Raw genomic sequence first — 22,227 nt, forward strand, 5'->3', positions numbered from 1 at the left:
CCGTCGTCAAGCTGGTTGCGCGGAATTTGCGGAATGATTAGCTGCTGTGCATGGGAGTCGATTGCCACCACACCGAAAGTGCGCAGCCTGGTCTGGAGGGCGCAGCCCTGGCGAGCGCCGTGGCGGCCGCCGAGACCAAGTGCGAGCGCACGCGGGAACGGTTGACCCCCCCGCGGCGGCGCGTCCTGGAACTGCTGCTGGAGGCCGACGGGCCGATGAAGGCCTACGACCTGATCGCCGCCTACGGGCAGGACGGGGAGCCGGCCAAGCCGCCGACGGTCTATCGCGCCCTGGAATTCCTTGAGCGCCTGGGCTTCGCCCACCGCATCGAGAGCCTGAACGCCTATGTCCCCTGCCGGATGGAGGGGACCAGTCACCGGGCGGCCTTCCTGATCTGCGAATGCTGCGGCACGGCCGAGGAATTCGAGCCCGACTTCGCCCCGCAGTTCGCCGCCGCCGAGGCCGCGGGCTACGCCGTGCGCACGGTGACTCTGGAGGCCCGCGGCCTCTGCCCGGCCTGCAAGGGCGGGGCCTGAACCCGGCCGCCCCGTGCGGGCGCTGCGCCGCTCGCCCAGTCCGAACAGCCCCATGCCCCTGCTGAAGATCAATGAGACCCTGGCCATAGAGGAGGACGAGATCTCGCTGCGTTTCGTCCGCGCCTCGGGCCCGGGGGGACAGAACATCAACAAGGTCTCCACCGCCGTGGAGCTGCGCTTCGACGTCTGGAACTCCCCCACCCTGCCGGAACCGGTCCGCGCCCGGCTGGCCCGGCTGGCGGGACGGCGGCTGACCCAGGAAGGGGTGCTGGTCCTGCTGGCCGAGAGGTTCCGCACCCAGGAGCGCAATCGGGCTGACGCTCACGATCGCCTCATCGAGCTGATCCGCAAGGCGGCCGAACCGCCGCCGCCGCCCCGGAAGAAGACGCGCCCCACCCTCGCCTCCAAGAAGCGCCGGTTGGAGAGCAAGACCCGGCGGGGCGCAGTCAAGGCCGCACGAGGACGTCCTGGGGGCGACGACTAGGCGCGGCCTGCGGCCCCGTGACGCATCAAGTGTTGGCTTCTGTCACAGTCCTTAATTATGGTCGCCCCATGTCCAAGCTCCGTCTTCTGGCGATCTCCGCCACGCTCGCCCTGGCTACGGCCTGCGCGCCCACCATGGGTCCGCCGCCCCCTCCGCCCGGTATGGGGGCGCCTTCGCCCACGGTCTTCCGGCAGGAGGACTTCTCCTGGTCGGCCGTTCCTGGCCGAAACACCATTGATGGCCGGCTGACCTATCGCCAGGGCGCGACCCGCTTCACCTGCTCAGGCGCCGGCGTGGTGCTGACGCCGGAGACGCCCTGGACCCGTCGGCGGATGACCATCCTCTATTCGTCGCCGGAAGCCGCCGCCTTGCCGGCGGACGAGGTGCGCGCCCGTACCCCTTCGGCGCCCAATGACGACTACTCCTCCTTCGTGCGCCGCAGCACCTGCGACGCCGCCGACCGCTTCACCTTCTCCAACCTGCCCGACGGCGCCTGGTTCGTGATCACGGTGGCGCGGCCCTCGGCTGGCGCCGGTGAGAGCGTGGCCATCATGCGCCGCGTCGTCACCCGCGGCGGCCGGATCAGCCCCATCGACCTCTAGGCGCGCTGACGCAAGCGTGAGACGCCTTTTCGCCCGTCGCCGGAACCCGGCGGCGGGCGTCGTCCTTTCAGGACCATGGCCTCGCTTCCCAAAACCCCCGCCGCCGCCCGCCCGACCATCTATGCGCTGGGGCTGGCGAGCCTCGCTATCGGCCTGATCAAGACGGCGCGACCGGCCGCAATCGCTGGTCGCACCGGCTTGGGGGAAGCCTCCATGGTCAGGACCCTTGGCCTTCGGGAGATGTCCGCCGGCGCCGGCCTGCTGCTGGACGGGGGCGACAAGCGCTGGCTGGCCGCCCATGGCCTGAACATCGCCGGCCAGGTCGCAGTCCTGCTCAAGGCCCGGCCGTCGACCCGGCGGGAGTGGCAGGGCCTGGCGGTGTTCTACGGCGTACTTCTGGGCCTGACCCTGGCGGACGTCTACGCGGCCCGGCGCCTCCAGCAGGCCGACAGCTGACAGCAAAACGCCCTCCCTGCGGGGCAGGAAGGGCGCTCTGTCTGCGGCAGGCTAGTCCCTCGTCAGTGGACTCCCTCGTTAGTGGACCTGGGCGCGGCCGATGGTCAGGCCGTCTGCCCCGGCGCGCACCTCGATCACCGATCCGTCCTCCAGATCACCAGCCAGCAGCTTGCGGGCGATGGGGTCGATCAGCGCCTTCTGGATCACCCGCTTGAGCGGGCGGGCGCCATAGACCGGGTCGTAGCCCTTGTCCCCCAGCCAGGTCATGGCTGAGGCGTCGAGGGACAGCGCCATCCGGCGGTCGGCCAGCATCTTCTCGACCCGCTGCAGCTGGATGCCGACGATATTGTCCATCTCCGCCCGGCCCAGCCGCTTGAAGAGGATGATCTCGTCGATCCGGTTCAGCAGCTCGGGCCGGAAGTGGCTGCGGACGACATCCATGACCATGGGCCGCACGGCCTCGACCGGCTCGCCCTCGGCCTGGGCGGCCAGGAACTCCGAGCCCATGTTCGAAGTCATGATGATCAGGGTGTTGCGGAAGTCGATCGTCCGCCCCTGGCCATCGGTCAGCCGGCCGTCGTCCAGCACCTGCAGCAGGATGTTGAACACATCAGGGTGTGCCTTCTCGACCTCGTCGAACAGGATCACCTGATAGGGCCGGCGGCGGATCGCCTCGGTCAGCGCCCCGCCCTCGTCATAGCCGACATAGCCCGGAGGCGCCCCGATCATGCGGCTGACCGAGTGCTTCTCCATGTACTCGCTCATGTCGAGGCGGGTGATGGCCTGCTCGTCGTCGAACATGAACTCGGCCAGGGCCTTGGTCAGCTCGGTCTTGCCGACCCCGGTGGGACCGAGGAACAGGAACGAGCCGATGGGCCGGTTGGGATCCTGAAGGCCTGCGCGCGCGCGGCGGACGGCGTCGGAGACGGCGACCAGCGCCTCCTCCTGGCCCACCACCCGGCCCCGGAGATAGTCCTCCATGGACAGGAGCTTTTCGCGCTCGCCCTCCAGCATCTTGTCGACGGGCACGCCGGTCCAGCGGCTGACCACCGCGGCGATCTGCTCGGCGTCGACCACCTCGGGGCTGACCGGCTCCTCGGCCGCGGCGGTCTCGGCCTCAGCCAGGCTCCGCTCCAGGGGCGGGATCTCGCCATAGGCGATCTCCGAGGCCCGCTGCAGGTCGCCCCGGCGCTGCGCCGCGACCAGTTCGGCGCGCAGCCGGTCCAGGGCCTCGCGGATCTGGGCGGCTGAGCTCAGCTTGTCCTTCTCCGCTTTCCAGCGGCCGGTCATGCCGGCGGATTCGGCTTCCAGCTCGACAAGTTCGTCCTCGAGCTTTTCCAGCCGCGACTTCGACGCCGCGTCGGTCTCCCGGGTCAGGGCCTCGCGCTCGATCTTCAGCTGGACGATCCGACGGTCGATCTCGTCCAGCTCCTCGGGCTTGGAATCCACGGCCATGCGCACCCGGCTGGCGGCCTCGTCCACCAGATCGATGGCCTTGTCGGGCAGGAAGCGGTCGGCGATGTAGCGGTTGGACAGGGTGGCGGCGGCGACGATGGCGCTGTCGGAAATCCGCACCCCGTGGTGGACCTCGTACTTCTCCTTCAGGCCGCGCAGGATGGAGATGGTGTCCTCCACCGTCGGCTCGGACACGAAGACCGGCTGGAAGCGGCGGGCCAGGGCCGCGTCCTTCTCCACATGCTTGCGGTACTCATCCAGCGTCGTGGCGCCGACGCAGTGCAGTTCGCCCCGCGCCAGGGCGGGTTTCAGCAGGTTGGAGGCGTCCATGGCGCCTTCGGATTTGCCCGCGCCCACCAGGGTGTGCATCTCGTCGATGAACAGGATGATCGAGCCCTCGGCGGCGGTCACCTCGTTGAGCACGGCCTTCAGCCGCTCCTCGAATTCGCCGCGGTACTTCGCGCCTGCGATCAGGGAGCCCATGTCCAGGGACAGGAGCTTCTTGTCCTTCAGGCTCTCGGGCACGTCGCCATTGACGATCCGCAGGGCCAGACCCTCGACGATGGCGGTCTTGCCGACGCCGGGTTCGCCAATCAGGACGGGATTGTTCTTGGTGCGCCGCGACAGCACCTGGATGGTGCGGCGGATTTCCTCGTCCCGGCCGATGACGGGGTCGAGCTTCTGGTCACGGGCGGCCTGGGTCAGGTCGCGGGCGTAGCGCTTGAGCGCGTCATAGCCCTCTTCGGCCGAGGCGGAATCGGCGGTGCGGCCCTTGCGGACGTCGCTGGCGGCGCTCTCCAGGGCGTTGGCCTTGACGCCCGCGCTCTTCAGGGCGTCGGCCGCCTCGCCCCCTTCGGCCGCAATGGCCAGCAGCAAGCGCTCAGTGGTCACGAAGGCGTCGCCGGCGGTCTTGGCGTCGGCCTCGGCCTTGGCGAAGACCCGGGCGCTTTCGGGCGCCATATAGAGCTGGCCTGAGCCCCCTTCGACCTTGGCCCGCTTGGCCAGGGCCGTCTCAACGGCGGCGTCGGCCTCGTCGGGCCGGCCGCCGGCGCTCTGGATCAGGGCGCGGGACAGCCCGTCCTTCTCCTCGAGCAGAACCTTGAGCAGGTGGATGGGGGCGAGTTGCTGGTGCCGGCGGGCGAGCGCGAGGCTCTGGGCCGACTGGATCGCCTGTTTGGCGCGATCGGAATAGACGTCGATGTTCATGGCATCCCCTCGTTAGGCGGATTGACCGGGCCTGCCTTTGAGCAAGCGCAAGCCCTCGTCGGCTCCAGAGATAGGTGTGGCCAATGAGCCACACAAGCGGGGCGAACCGGCTTTCTGCAACCCCCCTCCCCCGCTCGGCGACGCAACAAAACCGGCGTTCACCCCTTCCCCAGCCAAGTCCGGGCGCATCGCGCCCGGGAAACCCCCTTGTTTGCGTGGAGTCCCATCATGAAAAAGGCCCTTGTCCTGGCGCTCGCGGGCGCGACGAGCCTGACCGCCGTCCCCGCCCTCGCCGGCGGCTTCTACCTGCAGGAACAGTCGGTGCGGGGCGCGGGCCGCGCCTTTACCGGCGAGGTCGCTGACACGGGCGTCTCGTCCCTGTGGTGGAACCCTGCAGCCATCGCCCGGTCCCCCCGGGAGGTCTATGTGGGCGCCCACGCCGTGTTTGTGGACGCCCAGGTGGTCAATGACGGCTCGACCATCACCTATCCCGGCGGCGTGACCGTGCCGGTGCAGGGCGAGCCCCGCGCCTTCAACCCCATTCAGAACGGCGTCATCCCCAACTTCGCCATCGCCACCCCGGTGGGCGATCGCTTCGCGCTCGGCCTGTCGGTGGCCGCCCCCTACAACTTCACCACCGAGTATCGGGACAACGCCTGGGCCCGCTATGACGGCCTGGAGTCGGGGCTGACCACGGCCGACATGCAGCTGACCGGCGCCATGCAGGTCACCGACTGGCTCGACCTGGGCGCCGGCGTCAGCGCCCAGTACACCGAGGCGACCCTGTCCACCGCCTATCCCAACCTCGCGCCGGGCGCGCCGGACGGCGTCTCGCAACTGAAGGGGAACGGCTGGGACTTCGGCTGGACCGTCGGCGCCCAGGCGCGTTTCAACGCCCTGACCTTCGGGGCCAGCTATCGCAGCGCCATCGAGCATGACCTGGAGGGCGATGTCCGGGTGGTCGGCCTCGCCGGTCCGCTCGCGCCGTTCAACACCGACACGGCCGGCTCGGCGGCCTTCTCGACCCCGTGGATCGCCACCTTCGGCGCCCGCTGGCAAGCCACCGAGCGCCTGGCCCTGAACGCCCAGGTCAACCGGATCGGCTGGAGCGAGTTCGACGCCATCGAGGTCACCTCGGCGAGCGTCAACCAGACCCTGCCCCAGCGCTACAAGGACGTGACCAGCGGCGGCGTGGGTGTTGACTACATAGTCAATCCCGCCCTGACCCTGCGGGCCGGGGCGCAATTCGATCCCACCCCGACGCCCGATGACCTGCGCACCGCCCGGGTGCCGGACGGCGACCGCTGGCTCTATGGCGTCGGCGCCACAGCCCGGCTGACCGACAGCCTGCAGATGGACGCCGCGCTGGCCTACATCAGCTTCGACGAGAGCCGGATCAATCACGACACCACCTTCTATGAAGGCACGCCGGCCCAGACCGTCACCCGCCTGCGCGGCGACGTGAACGGCGAAGGCGCCATCCTGTCGCTGGGTCTACGCAAGACGTTCTGAGTGCGTCAGGCCCTAGGGCGGATTGTGGGTTTCAAGAAAGCGCACGACCGACTGGAGCATCCGACGGCGGGTCTCACCCCGGGAGAGGAAGTGGTCCTCTCCCGGCAGGGTCACCAGCTCGACGGGTTTGCCAGCCTTGCGCAGGGCCTCTGACATCCCGCTGCTCTGTTCGAAGGGGACAACTGTGTCGTCCTCGCCATGAACCAGAAGCACCGGCGCGGTGACACGATCGGCCAAAAGCACTGGCGAGCGGTCGCGCAGCTTTGGATCCCCCGCGTCGTCAGAGCCCATATAGCGAAACCACTGGCGCTGAACCAAGGCGCCCTTCTGCGACTTCAGCCAACCGGCCAGTCGCCGCAGATCGGATATGCCCCCGACCGAAGCCGCGCAGCGATAGACACCTGATTGCACAGTCACCCCCGCCAGCGCGGCATATCCCCCATAGCTGCCGCCAACGATGCAGACCCGCGCGGGATCGATGACGCCCTGGTCCGCCAGATGCGCCACGCCGTCCGAGAGATCGGTCTGCATCTTGCCGCCCCACTCGCCATAGCCGGCCGCCATGAACGGGTCGCCGAAACCTGATGAGCCTCGAAAATTCACCTGCAAGACGGCGTATCCGCGCGAAGCCAGCGCCTGCGCCCACCAGTCGAAGGCCAGGCTGTCGCGCGCCGCGGGGCCCCCATGCGGCAGCACCACGAGGGGAAGATTCTTGGCCTCCCGCCCCCTGGGTACGGTGAGATAGGCCGTCAGAGCCAGACCATCGGCGGCCTTGAACGCGACGCTGCGCACGGGCGAAATGTCTTCCGGCTTCAGCCCGCGGTAGAGCTGGCCGATCCAGGTCGCCTTCTTGGTCTCAAGATCCACAAGGGCGTAACCGGGACCCTCGGTGGGCAAATCCACCAGCACGACAATCTTGTTGCGGTCGTCCGACCAGCCGCTCAGCGACACCCGCTCACCGGGAAAGGCGCGAACGATCGCATCCCAAGCCCGCTGGTCTTCGGGCTCGAAGAACTCATAGGCGACCTCATCTCCCCGCCGATGGCTGACGCCGATCAGCGTATGGCGACTGGGGTCCCAGATCGGCCGTGAATCGCCCCCGGAGATCACCTCGCCCCAGCGCCGCTCATCTGGATAAAACTCGCGGAAAGCGGTCTGATCTTGCCCGTAGCCTGCCAGCAGCACCGAATCCGTGGTTCTGCCAAAGCCGAGCATCCGCGGCGGGTCGAGCAGCGTCTCCTCTGTGAGCACCTCGTCCCACGTCGAGCCGCGGGCGACCCTCAGCCGCCATCGCCCGGCGCCGACATCATACTCCGTCTGCGCGTAAGCCTCGCCCTGCGGCCCCACCAGCCAGCCGCGCGTATCCCTGAAGCCGTCCTTGACCAAGGCCAGCCGCGACCGCTCAGGATCGAAGCTGAAGAGCGCGAGCCGCCCGTGCCCGGTCGAGGAGAACCGGATCCCGGACACGAAGACGAATGGCCGTCCGTCCAGCTCGCGAATGGCGGGCTGGTCGACGATGATGGTCAGGCCTCGTTGAACCTCGCCGAGAACATTTCGCAGTTCACCGCTCTCAACATCATAGGCGAACAGCAAGAAGTACTCGCTGCGAGGGGCAAAGACCCCCTGGATCCCGCTCGTCGTGGAGGTGGTGATCAGCAGGTCTGTCGGTCCAGCCCAATCCAACGCCCGGACCTTGGCGTCACCCACGATCATGGCATGCGTCGAGCCATCGGCGAGGCTGCGAAGGGTGATCACCCGCTCTTCGCCATCCGTGGCGACGAAGGCCAACCGTCGTCCGTCGGGAGAGATTGAGGCGGCTTCAATGCTCGGCAGCCCACCGTAGACGTCCAGCGCCGCCGCATGAGCCAGGGCGGCCGTCGTCAGGGCCAGGCCGAGGCCCAGAATGAACCTTATGCACGTCAAGATACGCCCCCGCACCCACCACACGCGGAGAGTGGCTGCGAAGGCCGGCAGGATCAACTGTCGCGACTCAGTTGACCTCGGTCTTCTTGGGCGGGTCGGGCGGCAGGGGGGCGACGGGCACGCCGTCCTCCACCAGGGCCTTCACCTCGGCCGGCGTCGCCTGGCCATAGATGCCGCGGTCTTCAGAGCGGCCCTCATGGATGGCGCGGGCCTCGGCGGCGAAGGCGTCGCCGACATTGTCGAAATTCTCCTCCACATGGCGGCGCACCTTGCTGAGCGCCTCCATCATCACCGCCCGGGCCCGGGGCGGGAGGTCTGGGGTGTTGCGTTTCGTGCCGGCGACGGCGGGCGCCATGATCTGCTTGCGCACACCGGCGCTTTCGCAGACCGGGCATGACAGGAGGCCGCGGGCCTTCTGATCGTCGAAATCCCCAGACGCGCCGAACCAGCCTTCGAACTCGTGATCCTGGTCACAGACCAGGGCGTAGCGGATCATGACAGGAGCGCCGGACCGCTGAAGGCCCGCGCATTGGCGAGGGCGGGAATGGCGGCGCGCGCCTTGGCCACCTGGTCGAGATCGAGGTCGGCGAACAGGACGCCCGGCTCATCGTGGTCGAGCTTGCCCAGCACCTCGCCCCAGGGCGCGATGGCCAGGCTGCGCCCATAGGTGCCGCGGCCATCCTCATGGAAGCCGCCTTGGGCCGGCGCGAGAACGAAGCTGCCGGTCTCGATGGCCCGGGCGCGCAGCAGCACCTCCCAATGGGCCTCGCCCGTCGGCCGGGTGAAGGCGGCGGGCACGGTGAGGATCTGCGCCCCGGCCTGGGCCAGCGCCCGATGCAGGGTCGGAAAGCGGATATCGTAGCAGATGGTCAGCCCCAGCACCGCGCCCTCGGCCCGGACCACCACCGCCTTGTCGCCCGGCGTGTAGGTCGATGACTCCCGCGCGGTCTCGCCATTGGGCAGGTCCACGTCGAACATGTGCAGCTTGTCGTAGGTGGCCGCGATCTCGCCGTCCGGGGTGATCAGGGCGCTGCGGTTGGCCGCCTGGCCATCTTCGCGCCGGACCAGGGCCGAGCCCACCAGGATGCTGACCTGCAGGCGCCTGGCCGCAGCCCGAAGGCCCATCACCACCGGATCATCCTCCAGCGAGGTCAGCTGCGGCGTCAGGCGCTCGCGGTCCTTCTGCAGGAGGTTGGTCCCCTCCGGCGTCAGGATCAGCCGGGCCTCGCCCTGGGCGGCGCGGCTGATCAGCGGCGCCACATGGTCAAGCGCCGCGGCCTGATTGGCCGGGGTCCGGGTCTGGATGAGGGCGACACGCAGGGTCATGGGATCAGCCTGGCGGCTCAGGCCTGGCCGAGCAGGGCGTCGAGCTCACCGGCCCGTTCCAGATCCATCATGTCGTCGCAGCCGCCGATGTGCCGGTCGCCGATGAAGATCTGCGGGAAGGTGTTGCGGCCCGATCGCCGGTTCATCTCCTGCCGCTTTTCGGGATCGAAGGCGGCCTCGATCTCGGTGAACTCGACGCCCTTCTTCTCGAGCAGCGCCATGGCGCGCACGCAGTAGGGGCAGAAGGGCTTGGTGTAGAGGGTGACGTTTGGCATGGCTGGGATAAGGGGCGTCCGGATCGAAATGTCCAGACCTGGGCCGTAAGGCGCCAGGTCACGAGGGAGTGGCTGCGGCTTTCACCCGCGCGACCACGGCGAGATCGACGCGCGCCGCCCCGGCTGCGAGCAGGGCGCGCGCGCAGCCCTGGGCGGTGGCGCCCGTAGTCAGAACGTCGTCGACCAGCAGGATGTTGCGCCCGGCCACCTGACGGGCCCGCTGCGGCGGCACTTCGAAGGCGCCGGCCACATTGCGCTGTCGGCCCGAGCCGGACTTCCCCCCCTGGCTCTCGGTGGCCCGCCGACGGACCAGAGCGTCGGGCAGATAGGTCCGTCCCCGCAGGCGGGCCAGCCCCCGGGCGATCTCGGCCGCCTGGTTGAACCGGCGGGTGAACAGCCGGCCCCGGTGGAGGGGCACCGGCGCGATAGCGTCGGCCTCCTCCACCAGCTGGTCGGCGGCCCGCGAAATCCAGCGGGCGAACAGCGGCGCCAGGTCCTGGCGGTCGGCATGCTTGAACTGCAGGATCGGATCGCGGGAGGTCTCGTCATAGAGACAGGCCGCCCTCGCCCGGGAAAAGGCCCGTGGGCGCGCCTCGCAGGCCACGCACCGCGCGCCCGGACCCAGGGCGTATTCAAACGGCGCCCCGCAGCCGTCACAGACCGGCCCGTCGATGAAGGTGATCTTCATCCAGGCCTCAGTCGACAGACCCGGCGACAGGGGCCTTGGTCCCTTATCCAGGGCGAGCGGTGGAAAGACGAGGTCGAGCAGGCCGCGCCCGGCCGATTTCAGCCGCAGCCCTGGTTTCCAGACGCGGCCCGACAGGCCATCTTGCAGGCTCATGTCACCTGCTCCCCCCAGACTCTTCGACCGCGCCCTGGTGCGCCAGCGCCTCGCCCGCGCGGCCCCGGGCTTTCACCAGGCCGATTTCCTCCACCGCCGCGCCGCGCAGGACGCGGTGGAACGGTTGGAGGCGATCATGCGCGACTTCCCCGTGGCCGTCGATCTTTCGGCGCGGCGGGGCGCCTTCGCCGAGGCTCTGGCGCAAAGCGACGCGCGTCCGCGCATCGGGGCGGTGATCGAGGCGGACTATTCGGCCGCCATGCTGGCCGGCCGCCCCGGCCCCCGGGTCGTGGTGGACGAAGAGCGCCTGCCCTTTGCAGCCGCAAGCCTCGACCTGGTGGTCTCTACGCTAAGCCTGCACTGGACCAATGACGTGGTCGGCGCGCTGATCCAGATCCGGCGGGCCCTGCGCCCCGACGGCCTGTTCATCGGCGCCTTCCTGGGCGGCTCGACCCTGTTTGAGCTGCGCCGCTCGCTGATCGACGCCGAGGCCGAGCTCACCGGCGGGGCAGGGAGCCGCATCTCCCCCTTCGCCGACGCCTCGGACGCCGCAGGCCTGTTGCAGCGGGCCGGCTTCGCCCTGCCGGTGGCCGATGTGGACCGGGTCACCGTGCGCTACGCCCATCCCCTGAAGCTGATGGCCGACCTGCGCCAGATGGGGGAGACCAATGCCCTGGCTGACCGCCACCCCCGGGCCCTGACCCGGCAGGTGCTGGCGCGAACCTTCGAGCTCTATCAAGAGCGGTTCGGCGAGGCCGACGGCCGCATCCCGGCCACCTTCGAAATCCTCACCCTCACCGGCTGGGCGCCCCACGCCAGCCAGCAGCAGCCCTTGAAGCCCGGCTCAGCCAAGATGCGCCTGGCCGAGGCGCTGGGGGTGGAGGAGAACCCGTTGCCGCGGGAGGAGGACTGAGTCTCCGTTAACCCAGGGCGTCGGCGACGCTGATCAGCAGCTCGTAGATCTGGGCGCGCAGGGCGCCGGCGGCGGTGATGATGACGAGGCCGAGCAGGGAGGCCAGCAGGGCGTACTCGATCGCCGTCGCGCCCGACCGGTCGCGCGCAAACCGCTTCAGACCAGATCGCGCAGCCAAGCCACCAGCGGCGCGTCGGCCGGGGGCATCGGGTAGTTTCGGAGCTCGTTTGGCTTCACCCATGCGAGGGCCTTGTGTTCTTTCGCGGTGACGAACCCGCTCCAGCGCCGGCACAGATAGAGTGGCATCAGCAGGTGAAAGGACTCATAACCGTGGCTGGCGAAGACGAAGGGCGCCAGGCAGGCATGGGTCACCTGGATGCCCAGCTCCTCGTCCAGTTCGCGGATCAGGCAGGCTTCCGGCGTCTCGCCCGTCTCCACCTTGCCGCCGGGAAACTCCCATAGCCCGGCCAGTTGCTTGCCTTCGGGGCGCTGACAGATCAGCACGCGGCCATCGACATCGATCAGGGCCGCGGCGGCGACCAGCAGGAGAGGTTTCGCGCTCATGCCCACTCCATTCCCGCCCTGAGCCAGGAATGCAACAGGACTGAGCAATCGGCGGGGCCCAAGCGGTCTCCGACGCCTATGGGTTGACTTCGCACCTGCGAAAGCCGATGTGTGCGTTGCGCCCTGATTGGCGCTATCGGTGCTCCAGCCCGCGTGAGGGCCTCCTGAAACGGGGGTTCGGCCTGTTGAGCGCCCTAAGAGATCGCATAGATCGCCCCGCCACGCGGGGGCTTTCCCCAAACTGACCCGCGTCCAGCGACCCTTGCAGAGCAAGCGGCCGCGTTCGGCGCACTCCGAAAGACTGTAAGTCACTTGACCCAATTTTCTGAACTCGGCCTGGCCAAACCTCTTCTGAAGGCCCTGGCCGACCAAGGCTATGAGACCCCGACCCCGATCCAGGCCAAGGCCATTCCGGGCGTGCTCTCTGGCCGTGACATCCTGGGCATCGCCCAGACCGGCACCGGCAAGACCGCCGCCTTCGCCCTGCCGATCCTGCACCGCCTGGCGGCCGATCCCAAGCCCGCGCCCCGTCGCGGCTGCCGGGTGCTCGTCCTGTCGCCGACCCGTGAACTGGCCACCCAGATCGCCGAGAGCTTCCGCACCTATGGCCAGCATCTCGGCCTGACCGTCACCGTCATCTTCGGCGGCGTGAAGTATGGCGGCCAGATGCGCGCCATGGCGCCGGGCGTCGACGTGCTCGTCGCTACGCCGGGCCGTCTGATCGACCACCTGGGCGAAAAGACCGTCACCCTGCAGGGCGTCGAAACTTTCGTCCTCGATGAAGCCGACCAGATGCTGGACATGGGCTTCATCGTGCCCATTCGCCGCATCGTGAAGCACATCCCCGCCCAGCGGCAGAACCTGTTCTTCTCCGCCACCATGCCGACTGAAATCGGCAAGCTGGCCGGCGAGCTCCTGAAGGATCCGCTCAAGGTCTCGGTGACCCCGCAGGCGACCACCGTCGAGCGTATCACGCAGAAGGTGCTGTTCGTCGAACAGACCCGCAAGCGCGCCCTGCTGGCCGAGCTGTTCGCCGAGAAGGACTTCAAGCGCGTCATCGTCTTCACCCGCACCAAGCGCGGCGCCGACCGGGTGGCCAAGAGCCTGGAACAGGGCGGTGTGGAAGCCTCGGCCATCCATGGCGACAAGAGCCAGGGCCAGCGTGAGCGGGCGCTGGCGGACTTCAAGGCCGGCAAGATCCGCGCCCTGGTGGCCACCGACATCGCCGCCCGCGGCATCGATGTCGACGCCGTCAGCCACGTGGTGCAGTACGAACTGCCCAACGTGCCGGAGGCCTATGTGCACCGGATCGGGCGGACCGCCCGGGCCGGCGCCGACGGCTCGGCCATCGCCTTCTGCGCCGATGACGAACGCAACCTGCTCCGCGACATCCAGAAGGTGACGCGCCAGACCATCCCGTCCTTCGACCGTCGCAACGACAAGGGCCTGGCCCTGATGACCAAGGCCATCGCCGACGTCACGCCGGAAGAGCCCCGTCTGCCCTCGGGTCGCTCGCGCGATCCGCGCAATGACGTGCCGGCCGCCCTGCGCCAGACCCGCAACCGGCGTCCCGACCAGGGCCGCGGCGGCGGCGAAGGCCGCGGCGGCGGACAGCCCCGTCGTGACGGCGCCAAACCCGCCCAGGCGGCCAAGGCCAGCGTCGGCGGCGGCGGCGGCGGCGATCGCTTCCGTGGTCCCAAACGCGAAGGCGCGGCCAAGGCCTGGAGCCCGATCGACTGATTCAGGCGCTAATCGCACCGCGGGCGGCGACCCAATCGCCGCCCGCGCGTTGGCCCTTCGATAGCGACAGGACCCGCGACGACCGCATGACTCTCCGAACCACCCTGCGCGCGGCGACGCGCCAGGACCACGACCGTGTCGACCTGCTGGGCGGCGCCTTCGACCTGACCCGCGCCTCCGACTATCAGGCCTTTCTTACGGCCCACGCCAAGGTCCTGCCCGGCGTCGAGGCCGCGCTGAACTCAGCCCCGCCTGAAGACCTGCCGCCCGTATGGCTGGAGCGGCGGCGCACGGCGGCCCTGTCGGCCGATCTGGCGGCTCTGGGCCTCGCCCCGCCACCGGCCGCCACCACCCTCACTCTCCCAGACCGCGCGACCCGTCTCGGCGCGCTCTATGTTCTCGAAGGCTCACGCCTGGGGGGCGCGGTCCTGCGTCGACGCCTTGCGTCGGCCCAGCCCGGAGCGCCTGACGCCTATCTCGCCCATGGAGCCGGGCGACCCTTCTGGCGCAGCTTTCTCGACTGGCTCGACGGCCAGGTTCTGACCGGGCCTGAGACCGAGGCCGCCATCGACGGCGCGCGCCAGGTTTTCCGGGCGTTCGAGACTGCGTTCAGGAGTCAGTCCGCGCCCGTACGGTAGGCCCTGGCCTGCGGCGGCCGGTCGCAGCAATCCGATCCCAATGGTCCGCTACCCGACAGACTCACGGCCGCGTTTGCTATTGCATGGGCGGTGAAGCTCCCCGCCGACGCCAGCCCGCCCTCGCGTCTCCCGCCCCCCAGCAAATGAGATCGAGTTCGCGGCCTTGTCCGATGTCGACCTGACGAATTGCGACCGCGAGCCCATCCATCTGCTGGGCCAGATCCAGCCGTTCGGCTTCCTGCTGGCGGTGACCGGGCAATGGATGGTGGCGCACGCCTCGGACAACGCTCAGGCCTTCCTGGGCTGTGCGGCTGAGGACCTGATCGGCCAATCGCTGACTGATGTGCTCGACGGCCATGCGGTGCACGAGATCCGGGGTCGCCTGCAGATCATGCGCGGCGCCGACTCCGTCGAGCGGGTGTTCAACCTGCCGCTCCGAGCCGGCGGCGAGCCGTTTGACGTGGCCGTCCACTATTCCGGCGACCTGCTGGTCATCGAGGCCGAGCCCAGCCGCACCGACTCCTCCCTGGAGGCGGCGTCCGCGGTCCGTTCCATGGCCAACCGGGTCGCCGAGCGGAAGACGATCGAGGACATCGTTCATGAGGCCGCCCGCCAGGTCCGCGCGCTCACTGAATTCGACCGCGTCATGGTCTATCGCTTTGACCAGGACGGCGCCGGCGAGGTGATCGCCGAATCCGTGCGCCCGGGCATCGGCTCCTTCCTGGGCCAGCGCTATCCGGCCTCGGACATTCCGCAGCAGGCCCGCGCCCTCTATGAGCGCAGCTGGCTGCGCATCATCGCCGACATCGACGCCGAGACGCCCAAGGTGCGACCGGCGCTCGGCCCCAGCGGCGGCCCGCTGGACCTCTCCATGTCGATGCTTCGGGCCGTTTCGCCGATCCACATCGAATACCTGCGCAACATGGGGGTGGGCGCCTCGCTCTCCATCTCCATTCTGCGCCAGGGCAAGCTGTGGGGCCTGTTCGCCTGCCACCACTATGGGCCGCATCATGTGTCCTATGAGCGGCGGACGGCGGCCGAACTGTTTGGCCAGATCTTCTCCTACATGCTGGAGAGCCGCGAGCAGGAGATCGAGGCCCGCCATGTGGAGCGCGCGCGCAATCTGCATGACCGGCTGGTCAGCTCTGTGGCCACGGCGTCAGGTCCCGAGAGCCTGAAGCCGTTCCTAGGCGAGCTCTGCGCCCTGGCGGGCTGCGAGGGGGTGACGCTCCACATGGGCGGCCAGACGGCCAGCCATGGGGGCGGCCTGGACGCCGACCGGCTCAGGACCCTGGTCGCCTTCCTGGACGGCCACCCGACGCTGGGCGTGTTCCACACCCACCATCTGGCCGCCCATCTGCCGGAGGCCGAGGGGTGGCGCGACGCCGCCGGGATCATCGCCGTGCCCCTGTCGCGGGAACCGGGGGACTATCTGATCTTCCAGCGGGCCGAGGTTATCCGTGACGTGGCCTGGGGCGGCGATCCCAACAAGGCCGTGACCGTCGGACCGCTCGGCGCCCGCCTGACGCCGCGTCAGAGTTTCGAGACCTGGAAGGAAACCGTTCGAGGCCAGTCCAAACCCTGGTCGGCCTCAGAGCTGGCGGCGGTGGACAGCCTGCGCCTGACCCTGCTGGAAGTGGTGATGCGTCTGACCGACCTCGCCCACGCCGAGCGGGGCAAGGCGCAGCACCGGCAGGAAATCCTGATCGCCGAGCTGAACCACCGGGTTCGCAACATTCTGGGTCTGATCCGCGGGCTGATCTCCCAGAGCCGGGATGGCGCGACCAACGTCCAGCAGTTCTTCGATGTGGTCTCCGGCCGGGTCCAGGCCCTGGCCAGGGCCCATGACCAGATCACCCAACAGCACTGGGGCCCCGGCGCCCTGCGCGAGCTGATCCGCGGAGAGGCCGAGGCCTATCTGGCCGCCAAGGCCGATCGGCTGATCCTGACGGGGCCCGAGGTGCTGATCGAGCCCCAGGCCTTTTCGACACTGTCCCTGGTGGTCCACGAACTCGTGACCAATTCGGCCAAGTACGGCGCTCTGTGCGACAGCCGCGGCCAGGTGCATGTGAGCTGGCGCACCGACGCCTCGGGCTCCCTGGACCTGACCTGGCGGGAAGACGGCGGACCTGAGGTGCGGGTCCCCACCCGTCGGGGCTTCGGCTCCACCATCATCGAGCGCTCCATCCCTCACGAGCTGGGGGGCGAGGCCCAGGTGGTCTTCGATCCGGCGGGTCTTCAAGTGGCCCTGCGGGTGCCCGGCCGCTTTGTCGTCGAGGCCGCCGCGGCGCCCGACCATCCAGAAGCAGCCTCAGCGCCCGACGGCCGGGTGGCCGGGCCTGAGCATGTGCTGGTGGTCGAAGACAATATCATCATCGCCCTCGACCTTGAGGGCGTGTTGCTCAAGCTCGGTGCGGGCCAGGTGAGCCTGGCCTCGACGGTCACAGCCGCGCTTGAGGCCCTTGAAGCGGCCCGCCCGGACTTCGCCTTCCTCGATCTCAACCTGGGGGAGGAGACCAGTCTGCCGGTGGCCGACCGGCTGCTGGCCGATGGCGTGCCCTTCGCCTTCGGCACCGGCTTCGGCGATCAGGCTGACCTGCCCGACCACCTGTCCGGCGTGCCGATCATCAGCAAGCCCTATTCGGAAAAGGCCCTGCGCGAGGCCCTGACCCGCCGGTCCTGAGCGTTCAGGACCGGTAGTCGCCGTTGATGGCGATGTACTGTTTGGTCAGGTCGCAGGTCCAGACGCTGGCGCTGGCCTTGCCCACGCCGACATCGATGAACACCTCGAGCTCCTGGCGCTTCATATAGGCGCTCATCTTGGCCTCGTCATAGGTGGGCGCGATCAGGCCGTCCTGGGCGGCCCAGTGCTCACCGAAGCGCACAGACAGCTCGTCGCGGTTCACCGGCTCGTCGGTCTTGCCCACGGCCATGACGATGCGGCCCCAGTTGGCGTCCTCGCCGGCGAAGGCCGTCTTGACCAGCGGGCTTTCAGCCACCGACCGGGCGATCCTGCGGGCCGAAACCGGGTTCTCGGCCCCGGCCACGGTGATCTTGACGAACTTGGTCGCACCCTCCCCGTCCCGCACCAGCTGCAGGGCGAGGTCGAGCAGCACCGCCTCCAGCTTTTCGCGGAAGTCGGCCAGGCGCTTGTCGCCGGCCCGGGTGATCTTCGGCGCGCCGGACTGGCCGGTGGCGAACAGCAGCAGGGTGTCGTTGGTCGAGGTGTCCCCGTCCACCGTCACGCAGTTGAAGGTCGTGCGGACATAGAGGTTCACCAGGCTCTGCAGGGCCGGAGCGGAGATGGCCGCATCGGTGGCCACGAAGGCCAGCATGGTGGCCATGTCCGGGGCGATCATGCCCGAACCCTTGCAGATGCCCGAGATCCGGACCGGGACCCCGTCGATCATCGCCTCGGCGGTGGCCCCCTTGGGGAAGGTGTCGGTGGTCATGATCGCCCGGGCCGCGGCGTCCCAGCCATTGGCCGACAGCTTCTGCTCCACCTCGGGCAGGCGCTGGGTGATCTTGGCGTCGTCCAGCAGCACGCCGATGACCCCGGTCGACGCCAGCATCACGTCCCGCTGCCGGCAGTCGAACCGCTTGGCCACCGCCGAGGCCACCCGGCGGGCGGCGTCGGCGCCGGGCTTGCCGGTAAAGGCGTTGGCGCAGCCGGCGTTGACCACCAGGGCGCGGGCCTCGGTCCCCTTGGTGGCGGCCAGCTGCTTCTGGCACCAGTCCACGGGGGCGGAGCCGACCTTGTGCCGCGTGAAGACCCCGGCCGCCGTGGTTCCCGGGTCGAAGCTCACCAGCAGCAGGTCGTCGCGCTCATGCTTGTAGAAGCCGGCCCGGCCGACCGCCAGGCGGACCCCGGCCACCGGCGGCATGGCCGGAAACGGCACGACCAGGGGCGACACCGGCAGGGCGCCCTTGGCCGGCTTCGCCGCGGGGGCCGGCGCGCTGTCCAGGGCGCGGCTGGCCTTGTCGGCCCGCTTGAGGGCGGCGCGCTTCAGGGCGCTGGCCAGGGGGTCGAGGGCGCGCTCGATCTTCTGGCCCATGGCCTCGCCGACGCTCTCGGCGGTCTTGGGCGCCGGCTTTGCGGGAGCCTTGGGCTTGTCAGAGGACTTCCGCGCCATCACTTGGGCTCCGGCGTCTTGGCGGCGGGGACCTTGGGCGCAGCCGCCGCCGGCGCGGGCTTGGCGGGCGGGGCGGCGTCGGCCGGCTCCACCGGCGCGCCCGGCACGTCCTGGGCGGCGCCGATCAGGGTCTCGACCTTGGCGCGACCGCGCAGCTTCTCCAGCAGATCGCGGACCTGGTCATAGGTCAGGAAGCGGATGATCTGGGGCCGGGCCGCCTCGAGCGTGATCGGCTCCTCCAGACGCCGGTCCTCGATGCGGACCACGGCGAAGCCGCCCTCGACCTCGAAGGGGCCGACGATCTGGCCGGCTTTCGCGTCCTTCAGGGCGCCCTCATAGGCCTCGGGCATGACGTCGGTGGTGAAATAGCCGAGATCGCCGCCGTTGAAGCGGGTGGCCGCATCGGTGGAGCGCTCCATGGCCAGGGCCTCAAAGGAGGCGCCGGTGGACAGCAGGCTCTTCACCGCCTCGCCCTCCTCCAGGGTCGCCACCAGGATCTGACGGGCGCGGATCTCTTCCGACTGACGGGCGAGCTTGAGCTGCTCCTGATAGAGGCCGCGAATGGCGTTCTCATTGACCGCGTCGGAGACGACGCTCTCGACGAGCATGTCCCCCAGGATCCGCTCCCGGGCCGCGGCCAGCCGGCGTTGCGCCACCGGGTCTTCGTCCAGATTGCGGTTCAGGGCCTCGGCGGCCAGCAGCTTCTGATCGATCACCTCGTCCAGAACCCGGCGGAACAGATCCGAGGAGATGTCCAGGGGCTCGCCCTCGCCGATCAGGGCCTGGGCCACGGCCTCGCGCTTGACGTCGGAGGCCCAGACCGTCTTGCCATCCACCCGGGCCACAGCCTCGTCGCCAGGCTGCGGCGGGCGCTCATCGCCGCCGCGATCGCCGCAGGCGGCGAGGATCAAGCCGACGGCGGTGAGCACGGCCGCCAGACCGCCGAAACGAACAGGCTTTGCACGGGTCATGGGCAGCATCCCTGGAGCGCCGGACAGGACCGAAGGCGCAGTCCGTCCCTAGCCATTTCCCCCGCGGGATGCAAAGGTTGCGGCGATCATAGCTCGGCGTCCGCATCACAAGCAGATGGCCGGATCGTATTCATTCGGGAGAATTACATATGCGTGAAGCCGTTATCGTTTCCTATGCCCGCACCGGGCTCGCCAAGTCCGGCCGTGGGGGTTTCAACATGACCCCGACCATGAGCATGGGCGCGCACGCGGTGAAACACGCGGTCGAACGCTCGGGAATCGATGCCGCGGCCATCGAAGACTGCATTATGGGCAATGTGGCCCATGGCGCAGGCAATCTGGGCCGTCAGGTGGCCCTGCTGGCCGGCCTGCCGATCACCACCTCGGGTTCGACGGTCAACCGCTTCTGCTCCTCGGGTCTGAACACCATCGCCACGGCGGCCAACTATGTGCGCAATGACGGCGCCGATGCGGTCGTCGCCGGCGGCGTGGAATCCCTGTCGATGCCCGGCGGCGGCGGCGGTCGCGAGAACATCGACCCGGTCCTGGTGCAGCAGTATCCGGCCATCTTCATGCCGATGATCGACACCGCCGACATCGTGGCCGAGCGCTACAAGGTCAGCCGCGAAGCCCAGGACCAGTACTCGCTGGAATCCCAGCAGCGCATGGCCGCGGCCCAGCAGGCGCAGAAGTTCAAGGACGAAATCGTCCCGATGAAGACCAAGATGAAGCAGGTCAACAAGGAGACGAAGGAAGAGACCGTCGTCGACTACACGGTCGATCGCGACGAGTGCAATCGTCCCGACACCAACCTGGAAGGCCTGGCCAAGCTGCAGCCCGTCCGTGGCGAAGGCAAGTTCATCACCGCCGGCAACGCCAGCCAACTGTCGGATGGCGCCGCCGCCGTGGTGATCATGGACTCCAAGGCCGCCGAAAAGGCCGGTCTGAGCCCCATGGGCGCCTTCAAGGGCTGGGTCGTCGCCGGCTGCGAGCCTGACGAAATGGGCATCGGCCCGGTCTTCGCCATCCCGCGCCTGCTGGAGCGTCATGGCCTGAAGATTGACGACATCGACCTGTGGGAGCTGAACGAGGCCTTCGCCTCGCAGTGCCTCTATTCCCGCGACAAACTGGGCATCGACCCGGAAAAGTACAACGTCAATGGCGGCTCCATCGCCATCGGCCACCCCTACGGCATGACCGGCGCCCGTCTGGCCGGCCACATCCTGCAGGAAGGCAAGCGCCGCAACGCCAAGTATGCCGTGGTCTCCATGTGCATCGGCGGCGGCATGGGCGCTGCTGGCCTGTTCGAAGTCTACTAAAGACCAAGGACTGAACCTCGGGGCGGAGCCACTTCCGCCCCGAGGACTTCCTTTACCGCTCTTGCGCTAGTTCTCTCGTCTTCGCGTCGTCCGGATCGCAAAAACGCCCGGCCGGTCCTTTGATCGATCTGAGCTTCGGAAGGGCGTCATGAAGATCGCCACCGCCTTCAGTCTCGCCGACTGCGCCGAGCAGGCCGCCTTCGAGACCTCCCGCGACCTGCACCGCCAGTTGGGCGGCGCGCCGCAGCTTCTCGTCCTCTACGCCACAGAACATCGCGCCGAGGCCGCCCTGGTGGCGGCCCTGAGCGCTCACCTGCCCGGCGTCCAGATCGTCGGTGGCACCTCCTGCGGCGGGGTGATGACCGAACAGGGCTTCCATAGCGGTCCCGACGGGGCGGTGGGCGCCCTGGGAGTCATCGACCGCGACGGGGCCTATGGCGTCGGCGCCGCGCCCCTGGTCGGGGACGCCGAGGCGGCCGGCGCCCTGGCGGTGGAGCGGGCGCTGGCCGCCGCCGGCCGCGACTTCGAAATCCCCAATCTGGTCTGGTGCTGCCAGCCCCCGGGCTGCGAGGAGGCGGTGCTGGCTGGCGTGCAGTCGGTGATCGGCGCGCACACGCCGATCATTGGCGGGAGTTCCGCCGACGAAGCCATCGCCGGGGCCTGGCGGCAGTTCGCCACAGAGGGCGTTCTCGAGGACCACGTGGTCGTGGCGGTTCTGTTTCCCACCGTCCGGCACGGGGCCGCCTTCCAGAGCGGCTATACGCCATCGGGCCTGTCGGGCGTCGTGACCCGGGCCCATGATCGCCAGGTGCTGGAGATCGACCATCAGCCCGCTGGCGAAGTCTATGGCGGCTGGACCGAAGGCGCAGTTGGCGCTGAGGGCGCAGGTCCCATCCTGGCCATGAGCACGCCGACCCCGCTGGGCCGCGTCGCCGCCGAGGTTCAGGGCGTGCCGATGTTCGTGCTGTCCCATCCGGCCCTGCTGGGCGTCGGCGGCGACCTCTCCCTGTTCACCGACATCAGCGAGGGCGACGTGGTGCACATGATGCGCGGTTCGCCCGACTCCCTCGTCAAGCGGGCCGGCCTGGTGGTGGACGACGCCTGCGCCATGGGCGGCTGGGAAGCCGGCGACAGCCTGGGCGGACTGGTGATCTATTGCGGCGGCTGCATGCTGCACGTCCGCGACCAGATGGACGAGGTGGTCGACCAGATCCGCCACGCCATGCCCGGCGCGCCTTTCCTGGGCGCCTTCACCTTCGGCGAGCAGGGCGCCATCGTCGACAGCTGCAACCGGCACGGCAACCTGATGGTCTCGGCCCTGGCCTTTGGTTGA

The 22,227-nt window shown here is 69.1% G+C and carries 21 protein-coding genes; 11 read left to right on the top strand and 10 right to left on the bottom strand.

Going from position 1 to position 22,227, the window contains the following annotated elements; all coding sequences use genetic code 11:
• The first annotated feature begins 50 nt into the window (after positions 1–50).
• The 4 genes from Q8N19_RS07675 (at position 51) to Q8N19_RS07690 (ending at position 2,078) form a co-directional block, all read left to right on the top strand.
• Complete coding sequence (locus Q8N19_RS07675; protein ID WP_305589384.1) at positions 51–536, top strand: Fur family transcriptional regulator; 486 nt, start codon at positions 51–53, stop codon at positions 534–536.
• 52 nt (positions 537–588) lie between these two features.
• On the top strand, positions 589–1,020 hold the full coding sequence (gene arfB / locus Q8N19_RS07680; RefSeq protein ID WP_305589390.1) for an alternative ribosome rescue aminoacyl-tRNA hydrolase ArfB: 432 nt from the start codon (positions 589–591) through the stop codon (positions 1,018–1,020).
• A gap of 68 nt (positions 1,021–1,088) precedes the next feature.
• Positions 1,089–1,622 (top strand): hypothetical protein, encoded by a 534-nt coding sequence (locus tag Q8N19_RS07685; protein WP_305589392.1) that lies wholly within the window; start codon positions 1,089–1,091, stop codon positions 1,620–1,622.
• Positions 1,623–1,697: 75 nt separating this feature from the next.
• A complete protein-coding gene (locus Q8N19_RS07690) occupies positions 1,698–2,078 on the top strand; it encodes a hypothetical protein (RefSeq protein ID WP_305589394.1) in 381 nt (126 codons plus the stop codon).
• A gap of 78 nt (positions 2,079–2,156) precedes the next feature.
• Here the strand turns inward: Q8N19_RS07690 and clpB are convergent, their stop codons facing one another.
• A complete protein-coding gene (gene clpB / locus Q8N19_RS07695) occupies positions 2,157–4,739 on the bottom strand; it encodes an ATP-dependent chaperone ClpB (RefSeq protein ID WP_305589395.1) in 2,583 nt (860 codons plus the stop codon).
• 228 nt (positions 4,740–4,967) lie between these two features.
• Here clpB and Q8N19_RS07700 point away from each other — a divergent pair, with 228 nt between their 5' ends.
• On the top strand, positions 4,968–6,251 hold the full coding sequence (locus Q8N19_RS07700) for an OmpP1/FadL family transporter (RefSeq protein WP_305589397.1): 1,284 nt from the start codon (positions 4,968–4,970) through the stop codon (positions 6,249–6,251).
• Positions 6,252–6,263: 12 nt separating this feature from the next.
• Here the strand turns inward: Q8N19_RS07700 and Q8N19_RS07705 are convergent, their stop codons facing one another.
• The 5 genes from Q8N19_RS07705 to Q8N19_RS07725 are packed head-to-tail and all read right to left on the bottom strand — an operon-like array spanning position 6,264 to position 10,616.
• Positions 6,264–8,231, bottom strand: coding sequence for a S9 family peptidase (locus Q8N19_RS07705; protein WP_305589399.1), 1,968 nt, complete (start codon positions 8,229–8,231; stop codon positions 6,264–6,266).
• 10 nt (positions 8,232–8,241) lie between these two features.
• Positions 8,242–8,670, bottom strand: a complete 429-nt coding sequence (locus tag Q8N19_RS07710) for a DUF1178 family protein (protein WP_305589401.1) — start codon at positions 8,668–8,670, stop codon at positions 8,242–8,244.
• Positions 8,667–9,500: a carbon-nitrogen hydrolase family protein gene (locus tag Q8N19_RS07715; RefSeq protein ID WP_305589403.1), complete on the bottom strand. Its 834-nt coding sequence runs from the start codon at positions 9,498–9,500 to the stop codon at positions 8,667–8,669. The genes Q8N19_RS07710 and Q8N19_RS07715 overlap by 4 nt, the downstream gene beginning before the upstream one ends.
• Before the next feature lie 17 nt (positions 9,501–9,517).
• Positions 9,518–9,775, bottom strand: a complete 258-nt coding sequence (gene grxC / locus Q8N19_RS07720) for a glutaredoxin 3 (protein ID WP_305589405.1) — start codon at positions 9,773–9,775, stop codon at positions 9,518–9,520.
• 58 nt (positions 9,776–9,833) lie between these two features.
• Positions 9,834–10,616 (bottom strand): ComF family protein, encoded by a 783-nt coding sequence (locus Q8N19_RS07725; RefSeq protein ID WP_305589406.1) that lies wholly within the window; start codon positions 10,614–10,616, stop codon positions 9,834–9,836.
• On the opposite strand from Q8N19_RS07725, the gene Q8N19_RS07730 reads away from it, so the two are divergent.
• Positions 10,615–11,529, top strand: a complete 915-nt coding sequence (locus tag Q8N19_RS07730) for a methyltransferase domain-containing protein (protein ID WP_305589407.1) — start codon at positions 10,615–10,617, stop codon at positions 11,527–11,529. The two genes, Q8N19_RS07725 and Q8N19_RS07730, sit on opposite strands and share 2 nt — an antisense overlap.
• 7 nt (positions 11,530–11,536) lie before the next feature.
• Here Q8N19_RS07730 and Q8N19_RS07735 read toward each other — a convergent pair whose 3' ends face one another.
• Both Q8N19_RS07735 and mutT read right to left on the bottom strand, forming a co-directional pair.
• Positions 11,537–11,707: a Flp family type IVb pilin gene (locus Q8N19_RS07735; RefSeq protein WP_305589408.1), complete on the bottom strand. Its 171-nt coding sequence runs from the start codon at positions 11,705–11,707 to the stop codon at positions 11,537–11,539.
• Positions 11,686–12,093, bottom strand: coding sequence for an 8-oxo-dGTP diphosphatase MutT (gene mutT, locus Q8N19_RS07740; RefSeq protein ID WP_305589410.1), 408 nt, complete (start codon positions 12,091–12,093; stop codon positions 11,686–11,688). The genes Q8N19_RS07735 and mutT overlap by 22 nt, the downstream gene beginning before the upstream one ends.
• Positions 12,094–12,405: 312 nt before the next feature.
• Here mutT and Q8N19_RS07745 point away from each other — a divergent pair, with 312 nt between their 5' ends.
• The 3 genes from Q8N19_RS07745 to Q8N19_RS07755 all read left to right on the top strand — a co-directional run bounded on the left by Q8N19_RS07745 (position 12,406) and on the right by Q8N19_RS07755 (position 17,154).
• A complete protein-coding gene (locus Q8N19_RS07745) occupies positions 12,406–13,833 on the top strand; it encodes a DEAD/DEAH box helicase (protein ID WP_305589412.1) in 1,428 nt (475 codons plus the stop codon).
• A gap of 86 nt (positions 13,834–13,919) precedes the next feature.
• On the top strand, positions 13,920–14,471 hold the full coding sequence (locus tag Q8N19_RS07750) for a biliverdin-producing heme oxygenase (protein ID WP_305589414.1): 552 nt from the start codon (positions 13,920–13,922) through the stop codon (positions 14,469–14,471).
• A gap of 163 nt (positions 14,472–14,634) precedes the next feature.
• Positions 14,635–17,154, top strand: a complete 2,520-nt coding sequence (locus Q8N19_RS07755) for an HWE histidine kinase domain-containing protein (RefSeq protein WP_305589416.1) — start codon at positions 14,635–14,637, stop codon at positions 17,152–17,154.
• Between the two features lie 4 nt (positions 17,155–17,158).
• On the opposite strand, the gene argJ is transcribed toward Q8N19_RS07755, so the two are convergent.
• Both argJ and Q8N19_RS07765 read right to left on the bottom strand, forming a co-directional pair.
• Positions 17,159–18,604, bottom strand: coding sequence for a bifunctional glutamate N-acetyltransferase/amino-acid acetyltransferase ArgJ (gene argJ, locus Q8N19_RS07760; protein ID WP_371133811.1), 1,446 nt, complete (start codon positions 18,602–18,604; stop codon positions 17,159–17,161).
• Complete coding sequence (locus Q8N19_RS07765) at positions 18,604–19,575, bottom strand: peptidylprolyl isomerase (protein ID WP_305589418.1); 972 nt, start codon at positions 19,573–19,575, stop codon at positions 18,604–18,606. The genes argJ and Q8N19_RS07765 overlap by 1 nt, the downstream gene beginning before the upstream one ends.
• Before the next feature lie 149 nt (positions 19,576–19,724).
• On the opposite strand from Q8N19_RS07765, the gene Q8N19_RS07770 reads away from it, so the two are divergent.
• Positions 19,725–20,894, top strand: a complete 1,170-nt coding sequence (locus Q8N19_RS07770) for an acetyl-CoA C-acyltransferase (RefSeq protein WP_305589420.1) — start codon at positions 19,725–19,727, stop codon at positions 20,892–20,894.
• A gap of 148 nt (positions 20,895–21,042) precedes the next feature.
• Positions 21,043–22,227 carry an FIST signal transduction protein gene (locus tag Q8N19_RS07775; RefSeq protein ID WP_305589422.1) on the top strand — a complete coding sequence of 395 codons (1,185 nt, stop codon included), beginning with the start codon at positions 21,043–21,045 and terminating at the stop codon, positions 22,225–22,227.

It is taken from the genome of Phenylobacterium sp. (assembly GCF_030693405.1).
GTDB lineage: Bacteria > Pseudomonadota > Alphaproteobacteria > Caulobacterales > Caulobacteraceae > Phenylobacterium.